Source organism: Nocardioides anomalus, assembly GCF_011046535.1.
GTDB lineage: Bacteria > Actinomycetota > Actinomycetes > Propionibacteriales > Nocardioidaceae > Nocardioides > Nocardioides anomalus.
Genome location: NZ_CP049257.1, coordinates 130,158 through 151,575 on the forward strand (window position 1 = coordinate 130,158; position 21,418 = coordinate 151,575).

The window sequence follows — 21,418 nt, forward strand, 5'->3', positions numbered from 1 at the left end:
GCCGCCGTCTCGATATCCTGGACCCGCACCAGGCGGTCGAAGGGTTTCGGGATGGCTGAAGAGACGGGGCACAGGCGCATGGAGGACCAGCGCGGTGTGGCCGCCGACTACGGCGACCGGATGGCCGACCTGGCCCGCAACCTCCGCTCGCAGCGCACCTCGATGCTCACCCTGCAGTACGTCGTCCAGGCCACCGCCGAGATGGTCAAGAGCTGCGACGACGTCGCCATCAGCCTGGCCCACCAGGACGGGACCGTGGAGACCCGCGCGTCGCTCGGGGCAGGGCTGGCCGAGCAGGCCGACCAGCTGCAGACCCAGTTCGGCGAGGGCCCGTGCGTGGACAGCGCCTGGAACTCCTCGGTCGTCTGGGCCCGCGACCTGCCCCACGACGGCAGCTGGCCCTCCTGGGGCAGCGCGGTCGTCGACCAGCTGGGCGTGCGCAGCGTGCTGTGCGTGCAGCTCTACACCCACGAGGACCACGAGCTCGGCGTCCTGCAGCTCTTCGCGACCCAGCCGCACGCCTTCGTCGCCGACGACGCCGACGAGGTCATCGGCATCGCCGCCCACGCCGCGGTCGCGCTCGGCGCGATCAGCAACCACGAGGCCGTCCAGTTCGGCCTGGTGCGCCGCACCATGATCGGCCAGGCCACCGGCATCCTCATGGAGCGCTACCAGGTCGATCCCCACCAGGCCTTCGAGGTGCTGCGGCGGGTCTCCCAGGAGTCCGGGCGCAAGGTCTACGACCTGGCCATCGAGCTGGTCCAGGGCGGGCGTCCGTCCGGGCTCTGAGCCGGCCGACCGGGCACCACGGGCGACAAGAGCGCTCTTCAGGGGTACGCTCCACCGTGAGGGAGCCGGCCCAGACAGCGTCGGCCCTCGATCTCGAAGGTCTGGCGTAAGAGTCGACAGGCTTCCGTAGCCGCCCGGTGCCCCGGGTCGGTGTCCCAGGAAGCGGTGCTCGACGTGCCCCCTCCCTCCCGCCCCACCTCCCGCTTCAGCGTCCGCGGCCGCGTGACGCGTGCCTCGTGGTCGATCGCCCCACCCCGGCCCCCCCGTCCTGCACGCCGTGGCGGCGCCCCCTGCCGCCGCCCCGCGCCACGCCGTCTCCCTGGCCGGGCTGCTGCTCACCGCGGCCGCCCCCGGCAGCCCGGAGGCCGCCGCGGCCGCCGAGGCCCGGCTCGCCGTGCGCGCCGCGCTGGGCGACGTCCCCCCGGCCGACCGGCTGCTGGTCGACCTGCGCGTCTTCCACGGGTGGTCGGTCGACGAGATCGCCCAGCTGGCCGCCGGCTCCGCCGACGAGGTGGCCGGGCGCCTGGACGCCATCCTGGCGCGCCTCGGCCTCGACCTCACGACCGTGCTGCCCGCGCTCGAGGGGCCCCGGGAGCCCCTCGCGGGCGCCGGCCCCGCCGGGCCGCCCGTGGCCGCCGTACCCCTGGTGGACGAGCAGGAGGTCGTCGCGTGATCCCCGTGCTGCCCCACTCGCTGCCCGACGACGTGCCGGCGTTCTGGAACCGCTCGACGACGTCCGCCGTGCTGATCGACGACGCCCCCGACATCCGCTGGCTGGTGCGCCGCGCGCTGGAGCGCACCGGGGACTTCGTGGTCCTCGGCGAGGCCGGCGACGGGCAGAGCGGCGTGGAGCTGGTCATGGACCACGCCCCCGACGTGGTGCTGCTCGACCTCGACATGCCCGGCATGGGCGGTCTCGAGGCCCTCGGCCTGATCCGCGCCCACCAGCCCGCCGCCCAGGTGGTGATGCTCACCGGCGTCACCAGCAGCGCGCAGCTGGACGCCGCTCTCGACGCCGGCGCGTTGGGCGTCATCCGCAAGGGCTCGTCGCTGTCGGGGATCCTGGCCCAGCTGCGCCAGCTGCTCGACCCGCGTCCCGGTCTGGAGATCGCGCTGGAAGGCGTGGTCTAGGACCGCGGTCGGACGTGGTCTGAGCCACCTCCTCAACGGGTATCTGGAGCGTGACTTGGACCGCCGGTCCCTCGTTGTGTGAGCATCAGGGCGGACGACGTCCGCGACCGCGACCGACGGAGGAGGGCCGGTGGCCGAGGTGCTGGACCGCGTGCGCTCGCACCCGGTGCTGGGACGGCTGGTCAGGTTCCGACCACTCGCGCTGGTGCTCGCCGTGCTGTTCGTGCTGGCCACGGCCACGGCGACCGCGGAGCCGCCGACCGGCTCGGTCGTCTACGGCCGGCTCAAGGCGCAGGACGTGCGGCTCTCGATGCCGCCGACCAACGACCCCAAGGGCATCGCGATCTACTTCCACGGCCAGAACGGCGGTGTGGACAACCGGATGGACGAGCCCTGGCTCCAGGCGCTGGTCCGCGACGGCTGGATCGTGGCCTCCTCCGACTTCCACACCGACTCCTGGGGCAACGAGGCGTCGACCGACGACACCACCAACCTCATCGCCTGGGCCGAGGAGCAGACCGACGGCGTCCCGATCCGGCTCTACGTCTCCGGCTCGATGGGCGGCACCGTCTCGCTCAACGCCATGACCCACGCCGACCTGGTCCCGCCGTGCTGGTACGGCGTGAAGCCGGCCGTCGACCTGACCAAGATGCAGAACGTCCCCGGCGGCCCGCGGATCATCAGCGAGGCGTTCGGCGGCGAGGTGCCTCCCGACCGCAACCCGGTCAACACCATCGGCGAGCTGCCCACCTCCACTCGCTACCGGATGGTGACCTCGCCGGAGGACACCTGGGTGCGCGAGTCGGAGAACACCGGCAAGCTCGCCGCCGGCCTCCAGGCCCGCGGCGCCGACGTCAGCATCCTCACCGTCCACGGCACCCACGACGACCCGTCGCACTTCGACGTCGACGACCTGCTCTCCTTCGCCGCCTCGTGCGAGGACGAGCCGGGCGAGGCCACCGGCGGCGACACCGCCAACGCCAACGCCGCGGAGTAGCCGCTCCTAGAGCAGCGAGCGCGAGGCCAGGAACCGCGTGACCTCGATGCGCAGCGCGACGCGCTCCGGGTTGACCCGGGGCTGGCGGTAGCGCGCGGCGTACCGCTCGACGGCGCGGGCCACCGACGCCTCGTCGCGGCGCACCTCGGCGGTGCCCTCGATCGTGGACCAGCGGGCGCCGTCGACCTGGCAGGCGGCGACCGGGCCGGGCGTGGCCAGGTGGCGCACCTTGACCGAGCCGCCGCCGGTGATGACCCAGGCGCAGCCCTCGTCGGGATCGAGCGCGACCCCGACCGGCACGACGTGCGGAGAGCCGTCGCGGCGCAGCGTGGTCAACGTGCACAGGTGTCGCTCGGTCCAGAAGGCCGCCAGCGCGGCGGAGAGGTCGGGGAGGCCCATCAGATCCACCGGTGGAACCAGATCCGGTCGAGCCACTCCGACCGGGTCAGCAGCTCGTTGGTGAAGATCGGCCAGAACCACGCGAAGTTCAGCACCGTGAAGACCAGGAACACCCCGACCGCCACCGTGCCCGCCGTACGCCGGGGCGAGGGCGCGCGCGAGCGCCCGAGCAGCTTGCCGGCGGTCAGGGTCAGCGCGAGGACCACGAACGGCAGGATCGCGACGGCGTAGAACAAGAAGATCGGCCGGGTGTCGTACTGCAGCCACGGCAGCCAGGTCGACGCCGTGCCGACCACCGCCACCCCGAAGCGCCAGTCGCGCCCGCCGACCCACATGAGCACCGCGTAGACGAGCGCGAGGATGCCGCCCCACCAGATCGTCGGCGTGCCGATGAGCAGGACCTGGCGCAGGCAGGTGCTGTCCGCGGGCGCCTGGCACCCCTGGGTGCCGGGCTTGATGCCGTTCTCGGCCGCCACGCCCACCGGACGGTCGAGGAACAGCCACCCCGACGGCTTGGACTGGTAGGGGTGCGAGCTGCAGTTCAGGAAGTGCGTGTGGAAGGTGTAGACGTCCTGGTGGTAGTACCAGAGCGAGCGCAGCGACTGCCACAGCTCGCCGACGCCGTGCGCGTCCTTCTCGGTCGCCGTCGGCCAGCGCGCCCCGCTGTTGTCGAGGTTGGCCTCCTGCGTCTCGGTGGTGCCGTCGTCCTGGGTGACGACCTTGCAGGGCTGCTCCTTGATGAACTGGGTGTACTGCGTCGAGGAGAGCGTCCGCTCGTAGTCGTGCGCGTGCACCAGCCAGCCGGTCCACGTCGCCGTGTAGACGACCACGCCGACCAGGACCAGGTGCACGAACGCCGGTACGCCGTCCACGACCACCGAGCGCAGCGTGGCCCACCGCACGCCGAAGGAGCGCCGGGAGCCGGCGCTCCACAGCCAGACCATGACGCCGAACGCCGCGAGCGGGTAGACCGCGGTCCACTTGGTGCCGATCGCGAGGCCCCAGCACACGCCGCTGGCCAGCAGCCACGGCCGGAACAGCAGGCCGCGGACCGGGCCGTAGGCGCCGCCGTCGACGATCTGCTCGGGCACGAGCCGCGCCATCTTGGCGCGGTACCAGTCGCGGTCGGCGACCAGGCAGTGCACGGCCAGCAGGATGAAGAAGGCCAGGAAGATGTCGAGCAGCGCCAGTCGCGACAGCACGAACTGCAGCCCGTCCAGGCTCAGCAGCGCGCCGCCGATGAGCCCCAGCGCGGTCGAGCCGGTCATCCGCCGGACCAGCCGGCACATGACCAGGACCATGAGTGAGCCGACCACGGCCGACGCGATGCGCCAGCCGAACGGGTCCATGCCGAAGGCCCACTCGCCCAGCGCGATCAGCCACTTGCCGACCTCGGGGTGCACGACCATCGACGGGTCGCCGGTCCACAGCCCGGTCGTCGTACCGTCCAGGATCTTGTCGTTCGCGCCGTCGACGTAGCCCTGCGCGTACCCGTGGTGCAGCAGCGACCACGCGTCCTTGGCGTAGTAGGTCTCGTCGAACTCGAAGACCTTGGGCGTGCCGAGCTTCCACAGCCGCAGGAACAGTGCGATGAGCGTGACGCCCAGGCTGGCGGCCCAGCTGACCACCGGGTCCTCGAGGTCCACCCGCCGCCGGGCCCGCTCCCACGCCGTGGGGACGCGGTCGCCGTGCGCGTCCTCCGACAGCCCCGCCACGGGGCGCGTCGGCGTGGTGGTCACGAGCGGGAATGCTACGTGGGCAGGCCGCCTGGGATGCTGGGCCACATGCTGGTCCTCGCGGGTACGCCGATCGGGCGGGTCGAGGACGCCTCGCCCCGGCTCGCGCGCGAGCTGGCCGAGGCCGACGTGGTCGCCGCGGAGGACACCCGGCGGCTGAAGCGGCTGACCTCCGAGCTGGGCGTGACGCTCAGCGGGCGGGTGGTGTCGTACTTCGAGGGCAACGAGGCCCAGCGGACGCCGGCCCTGCTCGAGGAGCTCGAGGCCGGCCGGCGGGTCCTGCTGGTGACCGACGCGGGGATGCCGAGCGTCTCCGACCCCGGCTACCGGCTGGTGGCCGCGGCGGTGGCCGCGGGCGTCGAGGTGACCAGCGTCCCGGGGCCGAGCGCGGTGCTCACCGCGCTGGCGGTCTCCGGGCTGCCGGTGGACCGGTTCTGCTTCGAGGGGTTCCTGCCCCGCAAGGCCGGCGAGCGCTCCCGGCGGCTCGACGCCCTCGCGGCCGAGGAGCGGACCCTGGTCTTCTTCGAGGCCCCGCACCGCACCGAGGCCGCGCTGGCCGCGATGGCACAGGCCTGGGGCGAGGACCGGGCGGCCGCGGTGTGCCGCGAGCTGACCAAGACCCACGAGGAGGTCCGCCGCGGACCGCTGGGTGAGCTGGTGGCCTGGGCGGCCGAGGGGGTGCGTGGCGAGGTGACGATCGTGGTGTCGGGTGCCGCACCGGGTGCCGGGATCGCGACGGACGACGAGAGCCTCCGGACGGCCGTGGCCGACCTGGAGGCCGCGGGGACCAGCCGCAAGGAGGCGATCGTGCAGGTGGCCAAGCAGGCCGGGGTGCCCAAGCGGCACGTCTACGCCCTGGTGCACACCGCATGACCCGCGTGCCGACGTACGACCACGACGGGCTGACCTTCGACGTCCGCGACCGCGGCCCGGCGGACGGCGACCCGGTGGTGCTGCTGCACGGCTTCCCGGAGCGGGCCGAGGCCTGGCGCAAGGTCGAGCCGCTGCTGCACGAGGCCGGGCTGCGCACCCTCGCGCCGGACCAGCGGGGCTACTCACCGGGCGCGCGTCCGCCGCGGCGCCACGACTACACCGTGGACCGGCTGGTGGGCGATGTCGTGGCGCTCATCGAGCGCCTCGGCCGTCCGGTGCACCTGGTGGGGCACGACTGGGGCTCGGCGGTGGGCTGGTCGGTGGCGCAGCGCCACCCCGCGCTGGTCCGCACCTGGACGGCGGTCTCGGTGCCCCACCCGGGCGCCTTCGTGCGCGCGGTGGCGACCTCGCGGCAGGTCCTGGACTCGTGGTACATGCTCGCCTTCCAGCTCCCGTACCTGCCCGAGCGGGTGCTGGCGCGGCCCGACGTCCCGGCCCGGCTCCAGCGCAGCGCCGGGATGAGTGCCGAGGACGCCGAGCGGTTCCGGGTCGGGATGGTCGAGGGCGGCGCGCTGCGCGGCGGGATCGGCTGGTACCGCGCCCTGCCCTTCGCGGCCCGCCACGCCACCGGCGGGGACAAGGTGCGCGTGCCGACCACGATGGTGTGGAGCGACCGGGACCGGTTCGTCGGCCGGCGCGGGGTCGAGCTGACGCCGGCGTACGTCGCGGCGGACTACCGGCTCGTCGAGCTCGCGGGTGTGAGCCACTGGATCCCGACCCAGGCGCCCGAGGCCCTGGCCACGGCCGTCCTCGAGCGGATCGCGTCGTGAGCGACCGGCCCCCGGCCCCGGAGCCGCTGCCGCACCCGGTCGTCGACAACCACTGCCACCTCGACGTCGCCCGCGGTGACGAGCCGGCGCTGCCGGTCGAGGAGGCCCTGGCCGCGGCGGCCGCGGTCGGCGTGCCCCGCATCGTGCAGATCGGCTGCGACCTGCCCGGCGCACGCTGGGCGGTGGAGGCGGCCGCCACCCACGACGCGCTCGTGGCCGGCGTCGCCCTGCACCCCAACGAGGTGCCGCGGCTGGCCGAGGAGGGCGGCCTGGACGCCGCACTGGCCGAGATCGAGGCGCTCGCGCAGGCCCACGACCGGGTGCGGGCGGTGGGGGAGACGGGGCTCGACACCTTCCGCACCGGCGAGGACGGCCGGGCGGTCCAGGAGCGCGCGTTCCGCTGGCACGTCGACCTGGCCAAGCGGCTGGACAAGACGCTGGTCATCCACGACCGCGACGCCCACGACGACGTGCTGCGGATCATCGACGAGGAGGGCGCGCCCGAGCGGTGGGTGATGCACTGCTTCTCCGGCGACGCGGCCTTCGCGCGCGCCTGCCTGGACCGCGGCGCCCACCTCAGCTTCGCCGGGACCGTCACCTTCAAGAACGCCGCCGGGGTCCGGGAGGCGGCCCGGATCGCACCGCTCGACCGGATCCTGGTGGAGACCGACGCGCCCTACCTCACGCCCACGCCGTACCGCGGCCGGACCAACGCCTCCTACCTCGTCCCGCTCACCGTCCGCACCCTGGCTGACCTGCGCGGACAGGAGCTGGAGCCGCTCTGCGCGGCCATCGACGCCACCACCGAGGCGGCCTTCGGCGGGCCCTGGTGAGACCCCGTGCCACCCGCATGAGCCTCATCACAACAGGGGTCGGCGGTTTGCATTCCGTACCGAACCGCTGGTGTATTCGTGCCCCATGCACAGCCATGGAACGCACAGCACGACCTCCGGACGCCGTCGCGCGGCGGCCGTCGCAGCCGCCACGGGCGCGCTCGCGGCGGGCCTCCTGACCGCCTCCGCCGGCACGGCCGACGCGACCCCGGCCCGGGCCGACCAGCCGGGTGCGGTCGAGAAGACGGGCTACGTCAACGTGAGGGTCGTGACCAAGACCGTCGAGCGCGAGAAGTACGCCGCGCCGGTCGTCGAGCGCGAGACCGACGCGATGAACGTGGGTCAGACCGAGGTGGTCCGCCCGGGTCGTCCGGGCGTCCGGGACGTGACCTACCGCTTCCGCCTGGAGAACGGCCACGTGGTCAGGAAGACCGTCGTGGCCAAGGACGTCCTGCGCAAGCCGCGCCCCAAGATCGTCAAGGTCGGCACCAACGAGCCGTTCGGCGTGTGGGACCGGCTCGCGCAGTGCGAGTCCGGCGGCAACTGGCACATCAACACCGGCAACGGCTACTACGGCGGCCTGCAGTTCAACCTCGGCACGTGGCACTCCTACGGCGGCACCGGGCTGCCCAGCGACCACAGCCGCGAGACCCAGATCGCCGTCGCCACCCGCCTGCGCAACGCCTCGGGTGGGTACGGCGCGTGGCCGGCCTGCGCCGCCCGTCTCGGCCTCCCGCGCTGAGGCCCAGGTAGTCGCAACTAGCCTGACCGCTGTGGTCGAGGCGGAGGTGCGTCTGCTCGGGGCCGCCGACGTCCGTCGGCTCGCCGCCGAGCTCGACCTCCGCCCGACCAAGCAGCGGGGCCAGAACTTCGTCATCGACGCCAACACCGTGCGTCGCATCGTCCGTGAGTCCGGGGTCGGCCCCGACGACGTCGTCGTCGAGGTCGGCCCCGGACTCGGTTCGCTGACCCTCGCCCTGCTCGAGGTGGCCGCCCGCGTGGTGGCGATCGAGGTCGACGACCTGCTCGCACCGCGCCTGGCCCAGACCGTCGCCGAGCTGGCGCCCTCCCGGGCCGACGCGCTCGAGGTCGTGCACGCCGACGCGCTCCGCGTGCCCGGCGTACCGGGGCCGCCGCCGACCGCCCTGGTCGCCAACCTGCCCTACAACGTCTCGGTGCCGGTGCTGCTGCACCTGCTGAGCGTCCTGCCGTCGCTGGAGCGCGGGCTGGTCATGGTCCAGGCCGAAGTGGCCGACCGGCTGGCCGCCCCGCCCGGCTCGCGGACCTACGGCGTGCCGTCGGTCAAGGCCGCCTGGTACGCCGACGTGCGCCGGGCCGGCGCGGTCGGGCGCAACGTGTTCTGGCCGGCGCCCAACGTCGACTCCGGGCTCGTGGCCTGGGCCCGGCGCGAGCCACCGGCCACCACCGCGACGCGCGAGCAGGTCTTCGCGGTCGTGGACGCCGCCTTCGCGCAGCGCCGCAAGCAGCTGCGCTCGGCCCTGAGCGGACTGGCCGGCTCCGGCGCGGCGGCCGAGACCGCGCTGCGGGCGGCCGGCGTCGACCCCACCGCGCGCGGCGAGGTGCTCGACGTGACGGCGTTCGCCCGGATCGCGGAGTCGCTGCCCCGGGAGACGTTCGCGTGAGCCTCACCGTGCGCGCGCCGGCCAAGATCAACCTCCACCTCGGCGTGGGGGCTCCGCGGCCGGACGGCTTCCACCCGCTGGTCACCGTCTACCAGGCCGTCGGCCTCTACGACGACGTCACTGTCGAGCCCTCGCCCGGCTGGACGCTGGGCGTGAGCGTCCCGGAGTGGATCGACGCGGACGCCGTACCCGTCACCGGCGCCAACATCGTGGACCGCGCCGCGCGCCTGCTGGCCGCCCACCACGGGGTCGAGGCGCACGCCGGCGTCTCGGTGGCCAAGGCCATCCCGGTCGCTGGCGGCATGGCCGGCGGCTCGGCCGACGCCGCGGCCGCCCTGGTGGCGCTGGACCGGCTGTGGGAGCTGCAGACCCCCGACGACGACCTGCTGCGGCTGGCGGCCGAGCTGGGCAGTGACGTGCCGTTCGCGCTCCTCGGCGGCACAGCCCTCGGCACCGGACGCGGCGAGCTCGTGGAGCCGGTGCCCGACCCCGCGACCTGGTGGTGGGTGGTCGTGCCGTCGACCGAGGGGCTGTCCACGCCGGCGGTCTACCGCCGCTTCGACGAGCTGGCCCCGGATGCCCCCGACGAGCCGGCAGGGGCCGGCACGCTGCTGCAGGCGCTGGAGTCCGGCGACCCGGAGGTGCTCGCCGGGGCGCTCCACAACGACCTCGAGGGCCCGGCCCTCGACCTGCGTCCCGACCTCGCGGACGTGCTCGAGGAGGGCGAGGAGGCCGGCGCGCTGCGCGGGATGCTCTCCGGCTCGGGTCCGACCTGCCTGTTCCTGGCCGAGAGCGCGGACGCCGCCCGCGAGGTGGCGGGGGCGCTCGCCGCGCGGCACGAGGTCGTCCTGGTCACCCACGGCCCGGTGGCCGGCGCACACGTGGTGACCTATGGCTGACGGCCGCACCAACCTGCTCAACCTGGAGCGGGTCTCCAAGGCCTTCGGCGTCCGCCCGCTCCTCGCCGACGTCTCGCTCGGCGTCGGCGCGGGCGAGCGGATCGGCGTCGTCGGGCGCAACGGCGACGGCAAGACCACGCTGCTCAACGTGATGACCGGACTCGAGGAGCCCGACGAGGGCCGGGTGTCGCGCCAGCGCGGGCTGCTGGTCGGCTACCTGCGCCAGGGCGACGACCTGGTGGACACCCACACCGTGCGCGAGGCCGTGCTCGGCGGCCGCGAGGACCACGAGTGGGCGGCCGACGCGCGGACCCGCGAGGTGGTCGAGGTGCTGCTGGCCGGGGTATCGCTGGACCGCGCGATCGCCGGGCTCTCCGGCGGCGAGCGGCGGCGCTGCTCCCTGGCCGCCCTGCTGCTCGACGACCACGACCTCGTGGTGCTGGACGAGCCCACCAACCACCTCGACGTCGAGGCCGTCGCCTGGCTGGCCGACCACCTCACCCGGCGCACGTCGGCGCTCGTCGTCGTCACCCACGACCGGTGGTTCCTCGACGAGGTGAGCCAGTGGACCTGGGAGGTCCACGACGGCGCCGTCGACGTCTACGAGGGCGGCTACGCGTCGTACGTCCTGGCCCAGGCCGAGCGCCAGCGCCAGGCCGCGGCCACCGAGGTGCGCCGGCGCAACCTGGTCCGCAAGGAGTTGGCCTGGCTGCGCCGCGGGCCGCCGGCGCGGACCTCGAAGCCGAAGTTCCGCATCGACGCGGCCAACCAGCTCATCGAGGACGTGCCCGAGCCGCGCAACCGCTTCGAGCTCCAGCGCTTCGCCACGCAGCGGCTGGGCAAGGACGTCATCGACCTGGAGGACGTGGACCTGCGCCGCGGGGAGCGGGTGCTGCTGTCGCACGCGACCTGGCGGCTCGGTCCCGGCGACCGGGTCGGTCTGGTCGGCGTGAACGGCGCGGGCAAGACGTCGGTGCTCAACCTGGTCGCCGGCGAGCTCACCCCGTCGGCCGGTCGGGTCCGCCAGGGGCGCACGGTCGCACTGGCGCACCTGACCCAGCAGCTCGACGACCTCGACCCCACCGGCCGGGTGCTCGAGACGGTCGAGTCGATCCGGCGGGTCACGCGCACCGCGGACGGCGAGATCACCGCGACCTCGATGCTGGAGCGGTTCGGGTTCACCGGCGACCGGCTCACCGCGCGCATCGGCGACCTCTCCGGTGGCGAGCGTCGCCGCTTCCAGCTGCTCCGCCTGCTGCTCACCGAACCCAACGTGCTGCTCCTCGACGAGCCCACCAACGACCTCGACATCGAGACGCTCACGGTGCTCGAGGACTTCCTCGACGGCTGGCCGGGGACGCTCGTCGTGGTCAGCCACGACCGGTACTTCCTCGAGCGCACCGTCGACTCGGTCTGGGCGCTGCTCGACGACGGCAAGGTCTCGATGCTGCCGCGCGGCGTCGAGGAGTACCTCGAGCGCCGCCGTGCCGCGCTCGCCGTCGAGGACCGGGCGCTGGCCGCGGAGGCGGCCCCCGAGGCGGCCAAGGCCTCCCGCGGCTCGGCGGAGGAGCGCGAGGCCCGCAAGGCGCTGGCCCGCATCGACCGCCAGCTCGAGCGGGTCGCGGCCCGCGAGGCGGAGCTGAACGCCGCGGTGGTGGCCGCCGGCCAGGACTACGAGCGGCTCACGGTCCTCGGCGCCCAGCTCCAGGAGGTCGCCGCCGAGCGGGACACGCTCGAGCTCGAGTGGCTCGACGCGGCCGAGGTCCTGGAGTAGCCCCCCACCTCCGGCTAGCTGCCGAAGGGGACCAGCAGCTGGCGCAGCAGCCCGGCCAGCTCCCTCTGCTGGGTCGGCGGCAGCTCGCCCAGGAACACCGCCTCGGCCTCGACCAGTGCCGTGAACGCCCCGTCGACCGCGGCCTTGCCCTCGCGGGTCAGCCGGACGATCACGCCGCGGCGGTCGTCGGGGTCGGGGTGCCGCTCGACCAGCCCGCGCTCGGCCAGCCGGTCGATGCGGTTGGTCATGGTCCCGCTGGTCACCAGGGTGGCGCGGAGCAGCCGGCCGGGCGACAGCTCGTACGGCTCCCCGGCCCGTCGCAGCGCGGCCAGCACGTCGAACTCCCACGGCTCGATCGCGTGCGCCGTGAACGCCTCGCGCCGGGCCAGGTCGAGGTGGCGGGCCAGGCGGGAGATCCGGCTGAAGACGGCGACCGGCCGCAGGTCGAGGTCGGGGCGCTCCCGCGCCCACGCCTCGGACAGCTCGTCGACCTCGTCCCGCACGCCACCAGGGTACGGCCCGTCGAGATTCTTGACGTCGAGAGACTCAGAGTCGCTGGGCGAGGCGGTGCAGCGCCTCGGCCACACAGCCCGGCTGCTCGAGCCACGGGAAGTGCCCGGCGTCGGGCACGCCGGTCGCGCGGCCCTGGGCGAACGCCGCCGCGGTGTCGAGCGCGCTCTCGACCGGGAACGGGCTGCCGAGGCCGTAGAGGACCTCGACCGGCTGGTCACAGGCCGCGGCGCGCGCCGGCAGCTCGCCCGAGGCCAGCAGGGCCAGGACCTCCTCGAGCGTCGCGCTGTACGCCGCGAGGCCGAGCCGGAGGTCCGGCATCGGCGGGGCGGTCGGCGGGTCGGCGAAGTAGGCCGGCCACACGAGGCGCAGCGACTCGACGGCGTCCGCCTCGGTGCCCTGGCCGGCCATCGCCCGCCGGTCGAGCTCGTCGGCGCGCCGGCGGTCCTCGTCGGGCGTGCGGGCCAGCATCTGCTCGGCGAAGCGGCCGAAGCCGCCGTCGCCGACCACCCCGAGCGGGTCGACCAGCAGCAGCCCACGGACCCGGTCGGGGTGTTCCGCGGCCAGCAGCGCCGCGAGGAAGCCGCCCCAGCTGTGGCCCAGGACGACCGCCTCGTCGAGGCCGAGGTCGTCGAGCACGGTGATCGCGTCGGCCACGTGCTGGGCGAGGGTGAACGGCCCGTCGGTCGGTGACGGCGCGAGGCCGCGCTGGGTGTAGCTGATGCGCCGCCACCCGGCCGTCTCCTCGCCCAGGTCGGCCAGGTAGTCCGAGAGTCCCGGGCCTCCGTGCAGGCAGAGGAGCGGAGGCCCGTCGCCGTCGGCGGCCACCGGGAACGCAGCAGTCACGAGCGCAGCGTAGGCCTCGACAAACTCTCTCGACCTCAACTATCTTGATGTCAAGACACTTGGAGGCATGGTGCACACCTGGGATCCGCGCAGCTACCTGACCTACGCCGACGAGCGCGGCCGGCCGTTCCTGGACCTGGTGACTCGGGTCGCCGCCGACGACCCGCACGAGGTGGTCGACCTCGGCTGCGGGCCGGGGAACCTCACCGGCCTCCTGGCCGAGCGCTGGCCGGACGCCCACGTGCTCGGGCTGGACGCCAGCCCCGAGATGGTCGCGCAGGCCCGCGAGCGCGGCCAGCGCGTGGACTACGAGATCGCCGACCTCCGCGACTGGCGCCCGGATCGCCCGGTCGACGTCCTGGTCTCCAACGCGACCCTGCAGTGGGTGCCCGGCCACCTCGAGGTGCTGACCGCGCTGATGGGTGGGGTCGCCGAGGACGGCTGGTTCGCCTTCCAGGTCCCCGGCAACTTCGACGAGCCGAGCCACACGCTGCGCGCCGAGCTGGCCGCGGAGGCGCCGTACGCCGAGCACGTGGCCGGTGTGGACCACCCGGCCAGCCACGACCCGGCGGCCTACTACGACGTGCTGGCCGCGACGGGCGCCGCGGTCGACGTGTGGGAGACGACCTACACGCACGTGCTGAGCGGCCCGGACCCGGTCTTCACCTGGGTGGCGGCCACCGGCGCGCGCCCGACGCTGCAGGCGCTGCCGGACGACCTGCGCCCGGCGTTCGAGGCGGAGTTCAAGCGGCGCCTCGCGGCGGCGTACCCCCGCGGGCCGACGGCACGGTGCTGCTGCCGTTCCGCCGGGTGTTCGCGGTCGCGCACCGGTGATCCGGCTGCACCACGTCCAGGTGAGCTGCCCGCCGGGTGGCGAGGACGCCGCCCGGCGCTTCTACGGCGCGGGCCTCGGGCTGGTCGAGGTGGCCAAGCCGCCCGAGCTGGCCGGGCGGGGCGGGGTGTGGTTCCGCGGGTTCGACGACACCGGCGCGGTCGTCGCGGAGGTGCACGTGGGCGTCGAGGAGCCGTTCGCGCCGGCCCGCAAGGCGCACCCGGCGTTCGTCCTCGACTCGGTCGCGGACCTCGAGGAGGTGGCCGCCCGGCTGACCGGCCTGGGCCACCCGGTGGACCGTGGTGAGTGGGCGAGCTTCCCGGGGTACTGCAGAGTGCACACGGGGGACGGGGTCGGCAACCGGGTGGAAATCCTCGCTGACCTGCCAGGACGTCGCCCGGAACCGTAACCGTCCGGTTGACAAAGCGTTGGTCCGGGCGAGACCGTCCCAGCAGACGTCAACTCGGGGGGAGTGATGCTGGCGTGACTCAAGCGCCATCGACGTCCACGGGGTCCACCCAGGTCGTGAACCGGATCAAGCGCGCCCAAGGACAGTTGTCCGGCGTGCTCCGGATGCTCGAAGAGGGTCGGGACCTCCAGGAGATCGTCAACCAGCTCAAGGCGGTCTCGCGCGCACTGGACCGCGCCGGGTTCGCCATCATCGCCGCCGAGCTGCGCGAGTCTGCGCGACAAGGGGCGGTGAGCGACGAGGACCTGGACCAGCTGGAGCGGTTCTTCCTCTCGCTCGCCTGACAGCTCAGAGCTTGCCCGGGTTGGCCGGCAGGGCGTCGAGCCCCGCCGGCCTCCTCGTGCGCCATGCGCTCAGCACCGGCGCGAGCTCGGTCGGGGTCGCGCCGTGCAGCACGACGCTGTCCGCGCCGGCGTCCAGCTGGTCCTGGATGCGGGCCGCGCACTGCTCGGGGCTCCCGGTCGCGCTGGCCGCCAGCCACTCCGCAGGCAGCACGTCGCGCAGGTGGGTCAGCTGCTCGACCGTGCCGACGGCGTCGAACGCGCCGGAGTAGCCCTGGACGAGCGGGTCGGCGCGGAACCGCTCGAGGGCCGCCGGGTCCCAGCCGTTGGCGCGGACCAGCACCGCGCCGTACCCCTGCAGGTACGTCGCGAGCCGGCCGACCAGCTTGCGCAGCCGCTGCTCCTCGGCCACCTCGTCGCTCACCGTGGCCAGCACCGACCAGACCCGGACGCTCGCCGGGTCACGGCCCGCGCGCTCGGCGCTGGCGCGGACCGTGCGCACGGCGCGGGCCAAGGTCTCGTCGGTGAGGAACGTGTGCAGCACGACGCCGTCGGCCACCCGGCCCGCCAGCTCCAGGCTGCGGTCGCCGATGGCCATCAGCAGCACCGGGACGTCCTCGTTCAAGGACGCGTCCTGACTCAGGTAGGGGTAGCGGCCGGCCGGACCGTCGTGGCCGAACGCCTCGCCGCGCCACAGGCGCCGGTAGATCCCGATCGCGTCCTCGAGCTGCGCGCCGGTCACCCGCGGCAGGCCCATGAGGTCGAAGAGCAGGTCGAAGCCGCGACCGAGGCCGAGTGCGTACCGCCCGCCGCTCAGCCGGTGCATCGTGGTGGCCAGCGTGGCGGTGACCAGCGGGTGGCGGGTGTTGTGGTTGGTCGCCGCTGTGGCGATGCCCAACCGGGTCGTGGCCGCGGCGGCCGCGCCGGCCAGCACGCCCGCGTCCTTGACGTTGAAGCGCTCGGACAAGAACACCGAGCCCAGGCCCAGCTCTTCGGCCCGCCGCACCTCGGCCAGCAGGTCGGCCGGCTGGTCGGTGTGCCCGGCCAGGCCGTAGCAGGCCAACTCGGACATCTGGGTCACGGCCCTGGACGCTACTTCCTACCGACGAGTAACATTCGGGCATGAGCCAGGTCCTCTCGCTGTGGCGCCGGTGCGCGTCGGTCCCGGTCGTCGGCGTGCGGGTGTTCTCGCTGGCCTTCGCCCAGAAGGCGCCGTACTTCGCCTCGATCCGGCCCCGCTTCACCGTCATCGAGCCCGATCGCGCCGAGCTGGTCATCCCCGACCGCCGCCGGGTGCACAACCACCTCGGGACCGTCCACGCCATCGCGCTGTGCAACGGCCTCGAGGCGGCCATGGGCGCGCTGGCCGAGGCGACCATCCCGCCCAGCAAGCGCTGGATCCCCAAGGGGATGACGGTCAGCTACACGGCCAAGGCCCAGGGCGACATCACCTGCATCGCCGAGACCGAGCCCGCGCAGTGGGCCGGCGACGACCCCGACCTCCCCGTCCGCGTCCGCGGCGTGGACCGCGACGGCCAGGTCGTGATCGAGGGCGTGATCAACCTCTGGGTCACCGAGAAGAAGGCGCGCCCGGCGGAGTCGGCGGCCGCGGCCGGCGCTGCGCGCTGACGTAGCGCGCCCGCGTCACCACCATCGCCGCCACGAAGGCCACCGCCAACCCGCCCAGCACGACCGGCACCCACGTCGGCGCGGAGCGCGCCGTGGCCAGGGCGCCGATGGCCAGCAGCGCCACCAGCAGCCCGGCGTACCGCGCCATCTTGACGACGTAGAACGACCGCGCCAGCCGCCGCAGCGTCTCGTCGTCCAGGTCGTGGCTCACCACCCCTCGAGCGTAGGCGCGTGCTGGGATGGGCCGGTGCAGACGGTCGTGCTCGGCGCCCTGGTCCGCGACGACCGGCTCCTGCTCGCGCTGCGCCGGGCGGACAAGGCCGCCTACCCCGGCGTCTGGGACCTCCCCGGCGGCGTGGTCGAGGCCGGCGAGTCCGAGCCGGACGCCCTGGCCCGCGAGCTGCGCGAGGAGCTCGGCGTGCGCATCGCGACCGGCTCCCACCTCGTGAGCCTCGTGGCGGCCCCGGCCGGCGAGCCCGTGACGCTCAGCGCCTGGCTGGTGCGCGAGTGGGTCGGTACGCCGACCAACACCGCGCCCGAGGAGCACGACGACCTGGCCTGGGTCGCCCTGGACGCCCTGCCGCCGCCCGTGCACCCGCCCGTCCGCGCCGCGCTGCTCAGCGCCCTGCGCGACGGCCGTTAGCCGTCACCGGCTGCGGCGCCGCCCCCAGAACCACAGGTGCGCGCCCGCGGCCACCGCCGCCGCGGCACCCAGCGCCGCCGCACGCCCGCCCGACCCGTCGCGCTGGTGGGCCAGCGTGCCGCCGGTGCTCTGGTGCGACAGCCAGGAGCCCAGGCTCTGCGACGAGCCCACCGAGAACGCCGACGCGAAGCTCCCCACGCTGCCCAGCGACAGGCACGAGCCCACCGACCCGATGGACAGCACCGAGCGGTCCGACCACAGGGACAGCACGGAGTCGTGGGAGCCGACCGACCAGCGCGACGTCACGCCGACGAGCCTAGGCGGCGCCGTCCTGCCGTGGCCCGACGAGTCGGCCATCGGCGCGGGTCGCTCGTACCCTGGACCGGTCATGCGCACCTACGAGGTCCGCACCTACGGGTGCCAGATGAACGTCCACGACTCCGAGCGGCTGAGCGGGCTGCTCGAGGACGCGGGCTACGCGCGCGCGGGCGAGGGCGAGGACGCCGACGTCGTGGTCTTCAACACCTGCGCGGTGCGGGAGAACGCCGACAACAAGCTCTACGGCAACCTCGGCCACCTGGCGCCGAAGAAGGCCGCGCGTCCGGGGATGCAGATCGCGGTCGGCGGCTGCCTGGCCCAGAAGGACCGGGCCACGATCACGCAGAGGGCGCCGTGGGTCGACGTGGTCTTCGGGACCCACAACATCGGGTCACTGCCGGCACTGCTGGAGCGGGCGCGGGTGCAGGAGGAGGCGCAGGTCGAGATCCTCGAGTCGCTCGAGGTCTTCCCGTCCACGCTGCCGACGCGCCGCGAGTCGGCGTACGCGGCGTGGGTGTCGGTGAGCGTGGGGTGCAACAACACGTGCACGTTCTGCATCGTGCCGAGCCTGCGTGGCAAGGAGAAGGACCGGCGACCGGGCGAGATCCTGGCCGAGGTCGAGGCGCTGGTGGCCGAGGGCGTCAGCGAGGTGACGCTGCTGGGCCAGAACGTCAACGCCTACGGCGTGGAGTTCGGCGACCGGCAGGCCTTCAGCAAGCTGCTGCGGGCGTGCGGGGACGTCGACGGGCTCGAGCGGGTGCGCTTCACCAGCCCCCACCCTGCGGAGTTCACCGACGACGTCATCGCGGCGATGGCCGAGACGCCGAACGTGATGCCGAGCCTGCACATGCCGCTGCAGTCCGGCTCCGACAAGGTGCTGCGGGACATGCGCCGGTCCTACCGGCAGGCCAGGTTCCTCGGGATCATCGACCGGGTCCGCGCGGCGATCCCGGACGCCGCGATCACCACCGACATCATCGTGGGCTTCCCCGGCGAGACCGAGGAGGACTTCCGGCAGACGCTGCACGTGGTGGAGCAGGCGCGGTTCAGCGGCGCCTTCACCTTCCAGTACTCCAAGCGCCCCGGCACCCCCGCCGCCGTCCTCGAGGACCAGGTGGCGCCGGAGGTGGTCAAGGACCGGTACGAGCGCCTGGCCGCACTGGTCAACGACGTCGCCTGGGCCGAGAACACGCGCCAGGTCGGCCGCACCCTCGACGTCATGGTGGCCGAGGGCGAGGGCCGCAAGGACGCCGCCACCCACCGCCTCTCGGGCCGCGCGCCGGACAACCGGCTCGTGCACTTCCAGGCGCCCGAGGCCGAGGTCCGCCCCGGCGACGTGGCCACCGTCGAGGTCACCTACGCCGCGCCGCACCACCTGGTAGCGGACCGCGTGCTCGGCGTACGCCGCACGCGCAGCGGCGACGCCTGGGCGGCTCGCACGAGCGAGCCGACGGAGCCCACCATCGGCCTGGGCATGCCGAGCGTCGGCGTACCGGCGCCACTGCCCGCCGCGAACGCCTGCGGCTAGAGGCTCTTGATGTCCGGGGACGCCTCGTAGGGCTTGTCCGCCGAGCGCGGGTCCAGGCTCGGGTAGCCGGCCTTGGGCGCCAGCCCCTCGACCGGCTCGGCCTCACCGTCCGCGGAGTCCGGCTCGGTGGCACCGGCCTCGGGCGGCGAGGTGTCGCGGACGCCGTCGGTGGTCTGCTGACCCGGTCCGGCCTGGCCGACGCGCTCGCTGCTGACGCCCATGCCGCCCTCGGCGCGGTCCGGGCCGCCGGAGTTGGGCGTGGAGTCGCGGATGTCGGTGTCCTGCTCGTGTCCGCTCATGGGTGAGCGGTACCCGCGGCCGGGCCGGTCAGGCCGGGGACTCCTCGTCGCCCGAGGAGCCCTCGTGCTCGCCGCCGTCGCTCTCGGTGGCCTCGGTGCCGGTGTCCTCGCCCTGCTCGAGCTCCTCCTGGAGCGGCTCGGGCGCCTCGTCGGTGGCCGGGTTGTGGTCGGGGTCGAGGTCGGCGGGGACGTTCTCGTCGTCCTCGGGCAGCGCGTCCACGCCGCCGGGGTTGGGCTCGCCCGGCTCGGTGACCGGCTCGGGCTGCTCGCCCAGGTCGCCGGTCTGCGTCGGTTGCTCGTCAGTCATCGTCGTCTCCGAATCCGTTGGTGGTGTACGGCGGCAGTCCGCCCTCGATGAGGCCCTGGAGCACCCGCCGCTCGTGCGGCACCACCGGGTCCGGCAGCGCCGAGAGCGGGAACCACCCCAGGTCGGCCGCCTTGGCCTGCTCCACGATCCGGGGCGTGCCGGACCACGACCGGGCGCTGAAGAAGAAGTCGATGCGCTCGTCGATCGGCTCGCCGCCGCGGGTGCGCTGCATCGAGGTCAGGAACTCCAGCACCAGGTCGTCGACGCCGATCTCCTCGCGCGCCTCGCGCCGGGCGGCGTCGACGGCCGTCTCGCCCCTCTCGACGTGCCCCGCTGCCGCGGCGGCCCAGTGGCCGTCCATGAAGCCCGTGCCCTGGCGCAGCTGGAGCAGCACCTCGGGACCGGTCACCCCGTCGCGCAGCAGGAACACGTAGGCCGCCGGCACGACGACGAAGCGGTCCAGCGGGCTCACTGCGAGGGCTGGTCCAGCGAGGTCTCGGCGTTCTCCTCCTGGACCTCGGCCGCCGCCTCGGACTGCTCGGGCTCGCCGGTCACCGGCGGCAGCTCGTGGTCCGTGGCGTCGTCGTCGGTGTCCGGCAGCGCGCCCTGCTCGTTGCTGCTCGGCTGCACCGGCCCGTCGGCGGCGTCCTGCCGCTGCGGCCCGCCGGGCGGCTGCGGCGCGTCGCTGGTCGTCACCGGAGGTCGTCGTCCTTGCCGTCGAGCTTGTCCAGCCCGTCCTTGAGCTTGTCGGTGCCGGTGACGATCTTGTCGTCGTACTTCCCGCCGGTCTTCTTGCTGGCCACGTCCGCGGCCTTGTCGATCCCGTCCGAGATCTTGTCGCCGTGGTCGTCCACGGCCTTCTTCAGCTTGTCCTTGGCGTTGTCCAGGAAGCCCATGGCGCGACACTATCCCCATGGTCCCGATCGTCGCCGTGGTCGGAGCGACCGCTTCGGGCAAGACGACGCTCTCGCTCGACCTGGCCGAGCGGCTGCGGGGCGAGGTGGTCAACACCGACGCGATGCAGGTCTACCGCGGCATGGACGTCGGCACGGCCAAGCTGCCCGCCCACGAGCGCCGCGGCATCCCGCACCACCTGCTCGACACCCTCACGGTGACCGAGCCGGCCACGGTCGCGGAGTTCCAGCGCTGGGCCCGCGAGGTCATCGACCGGCTGCGCGCCCGCGAGGTCACGCCGGTCCTTGTCGGCGGCTCGGCGCTCTACACCCGCAGCGTGCTGGACCGCTTCGAGTTTCCCGGCACCGATCAGGAGGTCCGCGCCCGGTGGGAGGCCGAGCTCGCCGCGCGCGGTCCGCACGCCCTGCACGCGCTGCTGGCCGAGCGCGACCCCGAGGCCGCGGCGGGCATCCTCCCGGAGAACGGTCGCCGCACCGTGCGCGCCCTCGAGGTCATCGAGCTGACCGGCGAGCGGTTCAGCGCCAGCCTCCCGGTGCTGGAGTACGCCGACCCGGCCACCGTCCAGATCGGCGTCGACATCGACCGCGAGACCCTCGACCGCCGGATCGCCGAGCGCGTGGACGCCATGTTCGCCAGCGGCTTCGTCGACGAGGTCCGCCACCTGCTCGACCACGGCCTGGAGCAGGGCCGCACCGCCTCGCGCGCCATCGGCTACCGCGAGGTCATCGCGCTGCTGCGCGGCGAGCTCGACGAGACCGAGGCCCGGGAGCGGACCGCCCGGGCCACCCGCCGGTTCGCCCGCCGCCAGGACTCGTGGTTCCGCAAGGACCCCCGCATCGTCTGGGTGCGGTACGACGACCCCGACCGCGTCGAGCGCGCCGTCGAGGCGGTGGGCAAGATCGGTCGGGTCGAGCCGGGCGCGACCACGCCAGACTGA

General features: G+C 74.1%; 29 protein-coding genes and 1 pseudogene. 18 read left to right on the forward strand and 12 right to left on the reverse strand.

Annotated elements, in window-relative coordinates; genetic code table 11:
* Positions 1-51: 51 nt before the first annotated feature.
* From G5V58_RS00695 to G5V58_RS00710, 4 genes are all read left to right on the forward strand, one after another.
* Positions 52-789, forward strand: a complete 738-nt coding sequence (locus G5V58_RS00695) for a GAF and ANTAR domain-containing protein (protein WP_165227868.1) — start codon at positions 52-54, stop codon at positions 787-789.
* Between the two features lie 277 nt (positions 790-1,066).
* Positions 1,067-1,462, forward strand: coding sequence for a hypothetical protein (locus G5V58_RS00700; RefSeq protein ID WP_165227870.1), 396 nt, complete (start codon positions 1,067-1,069; stop codon positions 1,460-1,462).
* The gene (locus G5V58_RS00705; protein ID WP_165227872.1) at positions 1,459-1,920 is read left to right on the forward strand and encodes a response regulator; all 462 of its coding nucleotides are present in this window, start codon (positions 1,459-1,461) and stop codon (positions 1,918-1,920) included. Before G5V58_RS00700 ends, G5V58_RS00705 begins: the two co-directional genes overlap by 4 nt.
* 130 nt (positions 1,921-2,050) lie before the next feature.
* Positions 2,051-2,917, forward strand: a complete 867-nt coding sequence (locus tag G5V58_RS00710; protein WP_165227874.1) for an alpha/beta hydrolase family protein — start codon at positions 2,051-2,053, stop codon at positions 2,915-2,917.
* A 6-nt stretch (positions 2,918-2,923) separates the two neighbouring features.
* Here G5V58_RS00710 and G5V58_RS00715 read toward each other — a convergent pair whose 3' ends face one another.
* Together G5V58_RS00715 and G5V58_RS00720 are read right to left on the reverse strand one after the other, a co-directional pair.
* Positions 2,924-3,316: a pyridoxamine 5'-phosphate oxidase family protein gene (locus G5V58_RS00715; RefSeq protein ID WP_165238466.1), complete on the reverse strand. Its 393-nt coding sequence runs from the start codon at positions 3,314-3,316 to the stop codon at positions 2,924-2,926.
* Complete coding sequence (locus tag G5V58_RS00720) at positions 3,316-5,055, reverse strand: dolichyl-phosphate-mannose--protein mannosyltransferase (RefSeq protein ID WP_165227876.1); 1,740 nt, start codon at positions 5,053-5,055, stop codon at positions 3,316-3,318. Before G5V58_RS00720 ends, G5V58_RS00715 begins: the two co-directional genes overlap by 1 nt.
* Before the next feature lie 45 nt (positions 5,056-5,100).
* Here G5V58_RS00720 and rsmI point away from each other — a divergent pair, with 45 nt between their 5' ends.
* From rsmI to G5V58_RS00755, 7 genes are all read left to right on the forward strand, one after another.
* Positions 5,101-5,925, forward strand: a complete 825-nt coding sequence (gene rsmI / locus G5V58_RS00725) for a 16S rRNA (cytidine(1402)-2'-O)-methyltransferase (protein WP_165227878.1) — start codon at positions 5,101-5,103, stop codon at positions 5,923-5,925.
* Positions 5,922-6,755, forward strand: coding sequence for an alpha/beta fold hydrolase (locus tag G5V58_RS00730; protein ID WP_165227880.1), 834 nt, complete (start codon positions 5,922-5,924; stop codon positions 6,753-6,755). The genes rsmI and G5V58_RS00730 overlap by 4 nt, the downstream gene beginning before the upstream one ends.
* Positions 6,752-7,588, forward strand: coding sequence for a TatD family hydrolase (locus G5V58_RS00735; RefSeq protein WP_165227882.1), 837 nt, complete (start codon positions 6,752-6,754; stop codon positions 7,586-7,588). The genes G5V58_RS00730 and G5V58_RS00735 overlap by 4 nt, the downstream gene beginning before the upstream one ends.
* Positions 7,589-7,673: 85 nt before the next feature.
* Positions 7,674-8,330, forward strand: coding sequence for a resuscitation-promoting factor (locus G5V58_RS26530; protein WP_165227884.1), 657 nt, complete (start codon positions 7,674-7,676; stop codon positions 8,328-8,330).
* 31 nt (positions 8,331-8,361) lie between these two features.
* Positions 8,362-9,231, forward strand: coding sequence for a 16S rRNA (adenine(1518)-N(6)/adenine(1519)-N(6))-dimethyltransferase RsmA (gene rsmA, locus G5V58_RS00745; protein WP_196240544.1), 870 nt, complete (start codon positions 8,362-8,364; stop codon positions 9,229-9,231).
* Complete coding sequence (locus tag G5V58_RS00750; protein ID WP_230486979.1) at positions 9,228-10,130, forward strand: 4-(cytidine 5'-diphospho)-2-C-methyl-D-erythritol kinase; 903 nt, start codon at positions 9,228-9,230, stop codon at positions 10,128-10,130. The genes rsmA and G5V58_RS00750 overlap by 4 nt, the downstream gene beginning before the upstream one ends.
* On the forward strand, positions 10,123-11,904 hold the full coding sequence (locus G5V58_RS00755) for an ABC-F family ATP-binding cassette domain-containing protein (RefSeq protein ID WP_165227886.1): 1,782 nt from the start codon (positions 10,123-10,125) through the stop codon (positions 11,902-11,904). The genes G5V58_RS00750 and G5V58_RS00755 overlap by 8 nt, the downstream gene beginning before the upstream one ends.
* A gap of 14 nt (positions 11,905-11,918) precedes the next feature.
* On the opposite strand, the gene G5V58_RS00760 is transcribed toward G5V58_RS00755, so the two are convergent.
* Both G5V58_RS00760 and G5V58_RS00765 read right to left on the reverse strand, forming a co-directional pair.
* The gene (locus G5V58_RS00760; RefSeq protein ID WP_165227888.1) at positions 11,919-12,407 is read right to left on the reverse strand and encodes a MarR family winged helix-turn-helix transcriptional regulator; all 489 of its coding nucleotides are present in this window, start codon (positions 12,405-12,407) and stop codon (positions 11,919-11,921) included.
* Positions 12,408-12,450: 43 nt separating this feature from the next.
* Positions 12,451-13,260 carry an alpha/beta fold hydrolase gene (locus G5V58_RS00765; RefSeq protein ID WP_165227890.1) on the reverse strand — a complete coding sequence of 270 codons (810 nt, stop codon included), beginning with the start codon at positions 13,258-13,260 and terminating at the stop codon, positions 12,451-12,453.
* 67 nt (positions 13,261-13,327) lie between these two features.
* Between G5V58_RS00765 and G5V58_RS26535 the strand changes: the two are divergent.
* The 3 genes and pseudogenes from G5V58_RS26535 to G5V58_RS00780 all read left to right on the forward strand — a co-directional run.
* A pseudogene (locus G5V58_RS26535) lies at positions 13,328-13,801 on the forward strand (methyltransferase domain-containing protein); the annotation flags it as partial.
* A gap of 382 nt (positions 13,802-14,183) precedes the next feature.
* On the forward strand, positions 14,184-14,501 hold the full coding sequence (locus tag G5V58_RS00775) for a VOC family protein (protein WP_329957550.1): 318 nt from the start codon (positions 14,184-14,186) through the stop codon (positions 14,499-14,501).
* Positions 14,502-14,665: 164 nt separating this feature from the next.
* The gene (locus G5V58_RS00780) at positions 14,666-14,845 is read left to right on the forward strand and encodes a metal-sensing transcriptional repressor (RefSeq protein ID WP_268991282.1); all 180 of its coding nucleotides are present in this window, start codon (positions 14,666-14,668) and stop codon (positions 14,843-14,845) included.
* A 4-nt stretch (positions 14,846-14,849) separates the two neighbouring features.
* On the opposite strand, the gene G5V58_RS00785 is transcribed toward G5V58_RS00780, so the two are convergent.
* Complete coding sequence (locus G5V58_RS00785) at positions 14,850-15,914, reverse strand: TIGR03857 family LLM class F420-dependent oxidoreductase (RefSeq protein WP_165238473.1); 1,065 nt, start codon at positions 15,912-15,914, stop codon at positions 14,850-14,852.
* A 50-nt stretch (positions 15,915-15,964) separates the two neighbouring features.
* Between G5V58_RS00785 and G5V58_RS00790 the strand changes: the two genes are divergently transcribed.
* Complete coding sequence (locus tag G5V58_RS00790) at positions 15,965-16,471, forward strand: hotdog fold domain-containing protein (protein ID WP_165227896.1); 507 nt, start codon at positions 15,965-15,967, stop codon at positions 16,469-16,471.
* Here G5V58_RS00790 and G5V58_RS00795 read toward each other — a convergent pair.
* A complete protein-coding gene (locus G5V58_RS00795; RefSeq protein WP_165227898.1) occupies positions 16,413-16,685 on the reverse strand; it encodes a hypothetical protein in 273 nt (90 codons plus the stop codon). The two genes, G5V58_RS00790 and G5V58_RS00795, sit on opposite strands and share 59 nt — an antisense overlap.
* 33 nt (positions 16,686-16,718) lie before the next feature.
* Between G5V58_RS00795 and G5V58_RS00800 the strand changes: the two genes are divergently transcribed.
* On the forward strand, positions 16,719-17,114 hold the full coding sequence (locus tag G5V58_RS00800) for an NUDIX domain-containing protein (RefSeq protein ID WP_165227900.1): 396 nt from the start codon (positions 16,719-16,721) through the stop codon (positions 17,112-17,114).
* 3 nt (positions 17,115-17,117) lie between these two features.
* Here the strand turns inward: G5V58_RS00800 and G5V58_RS00805 are convergent, their stop codons facing one another.
* On the reverse strand, positions 17,118-17,420 hold the full coding sequence (locus G5V58_RS00805) for a hypothetical protein (protein WP_165227902.1): 303 nt from the start codon (positions 17,418-17,420) through the stop codon (positions 17,118-17,120).
* 82 nt (positions 17,421-17,502) lie between these two features.
* On the opposite strand from G5V58_RS00805, the gene miaB reads away from it, so the two are divergent.
* Positions 17,503-18,960: a tRNA (N6-isopentenyl adenosine(37)-C2)-methylthiotransferase MiaB gene (gene miaB / locus G5V58_RS00810; protein ID WP_165227904.1), complete on the forward strand. Its 1,458-nt coding sequence runs from the start codon at positions 17,503-17,505 to the stop codon at positions 18,958-18,960.
* Here miaB and G5V58_RS00815 read toward each other — a convergent pair.
* From G5V58_RS00815 to G5V58_RS00835, 5 genes are read right to left on the reverse strand one after another with little or no spacing between them, the layout of a single operon-like run.
* Positions 18,957-19,259 carry a hypothetical protein gene (locus G5V58_RS00815; RefSeq protein ID WP_165227906.1) on the reverse strand — a complete coding sequence of 101 codons (303 nt, stop codon included), beginning with the start codon at positions 19,257-19,259 and terminating at the stop codon, positions 18,957-18,959. The genes miaB and G5V58_RS00815 overlap by 4 nt on opposite strands.
* Before the next feature lie 28 nt (positions 19,260-19,287).
* Positions 19,288-19,566, reverse strand: coding sequence for a hypothetical protein (locus G5V58_RS00820; protein WP_165227908.1), 279 nt, complete (start codon positions 19,564-19,566; stop codon positions 19,288-19,290).
* On the reverse strand, positions 19,559-20,038 hold the full coding sequence (locus G5V58_RS00825) for an NUDIX domain-containing protein (protein WP_165227909.1): 480 nt from the start codon (positions 20,036-20,038) through the stop codon (positions 19,559-19,561). The genes G5V58_RS00820 and G5V58_RS00825 overlap by 8 nt, the downstream gene beginning before the upstream one ends.
* Positions 20,035-20,262, reverse strand: a complete 228-nt coding sequence (locus tag G5V58_RS00830) for a hypothetical protein (protein WP_165227911.1) — start codon at positions 20,260-20,262, stop codon at positions 20,035-20,037. The genes G5V58_RS00825 and G5V58_RS00830 overlap by 4 nt, the downstream gene beginning before the upstream one ends.
* The gene (locus G5V58_RS00835; RefSeq protein ID WP_165227913.1) at positions 20,259-20,462 is read right to left on the reverse strand and encodes an antitoxin; all 204 of its coding nucleotides are present in this window, start codon (positions 20,460-20,462) and stop codon (positions 20,259-20,261) included. Before G5V58_RS00835 ends, G5V58_RS00830 begins: the two co-directional genes overlap by 4 nt.
* Before the next feature lie 17 nt (positions 20,463-20,479).
* Here G5V58_RS00835 and miaA point away from each other — a divergent pair, with 17 nt between their 5' ends.
* A complete protein-coding gene (gene miaA, locus G5V58_RS00840) occupies positions 20,480-21,418 on the forward strand; it encodes a tRNA (adenosine(37)-N6)-dimethylallyltransferase MiaA (protein ID WP_165227915.1) in 939 nt (312 codons plus the stop codon).

Coding starts and splice junctions, on each gene's coding strand:
- G5V58_RS00715 (WP_165238466.1), bottom strand. CDS start 3,316: ATGGGCCTCCCCGACCTCTCCGCCGCGCTGGCGGCCTTCTGGACCGAG.
- G5V58_RS00780 (WP_268991282.1), top strand. CDS start 14,666: ATGCTCGAAGAGGGTCGGGACCTCCAGGAGATCGTCAACCAGCTCAAG.
- G5V58_RS00820 (WP_165227908.1), bottom strand. CDS start 19,566: ATGACTGACGAGCAACCGACGCAGACCGGCGACCTGGGCGAGCAGCCC.
- miaA (WP_165227915.1), top strand. CDS start 20,480: ATGGTCCCGATCGTCGCCGTGGTCGGAGCGACCGCTTCGGGCAAGACG.
- G5V58_RS00695 (WP_165227868.1), top strand. CDS start 52: ATGGCTGAAGAGACGGGGCACAGGCGCATGGAGGACCAGCGCGGTGTG.
- G5V58_RS00755 (WP_165227886.1), top strand. CDS start 10,123: ATGGCTGACGGCCGCACCAACCTGCTCAACCTGGAGCGGGTCTCCAAG.
- G5V58_RS00790 (WP_165227896.1), top strand. CDS start 15,965: ATGAGCCAGGTCCTCTCGCTGTGGCGCCGGTGCGCGTCGGTCCCGGTC.
- G5V58_RS00785 (WP_165238473.1), bottom strand. CDS start 15,914: ATGTCCGAGTTGGCCTGCTACGGCCTGGCCGGGCACACCGACCAGCCG.
- G5V58_RS26530 (WP_165227884.1), top strand. CDS start 7,674: ATGCACAGCCATGGAACGCACAGCACGACCTCCGGACGCCGTCGCGCG.
- miaB (WP_165227904.1), top strand. CDS start 17,503: ATGCGCACCTACGAGGTCCGCACCTACGGGTGCCAGATGAACGTCCAC.
- G5V58_RS00835 (WP_165227913.1), bottom strand. CDS start 20,462: ATGGGCTTCCTGGACAACGCCAAGGACAAGCTGAAGAAGGCCGTGGAC.
- G5V58_RS00730 (WP_165227880.1), top strand. CDS start 5,922: ATGACCCGCGTGCCGACGTACGACCACGACGGGCTGACCTTCGACGTC.
- rsmI (WP_165227878.1), top strand. CDS start 5,101: ATGCTGGTCCTCGCGGGTACGCCGATCGGGCGGGTCGAGGACGCCTCG.
- G5V58_RS00815 (WP_165227906.1), bottom strand. CDS start 19,259: ATGAGCGGACACGAGCAGGACACCGACATCCGCGACTCCACGCCCAAC.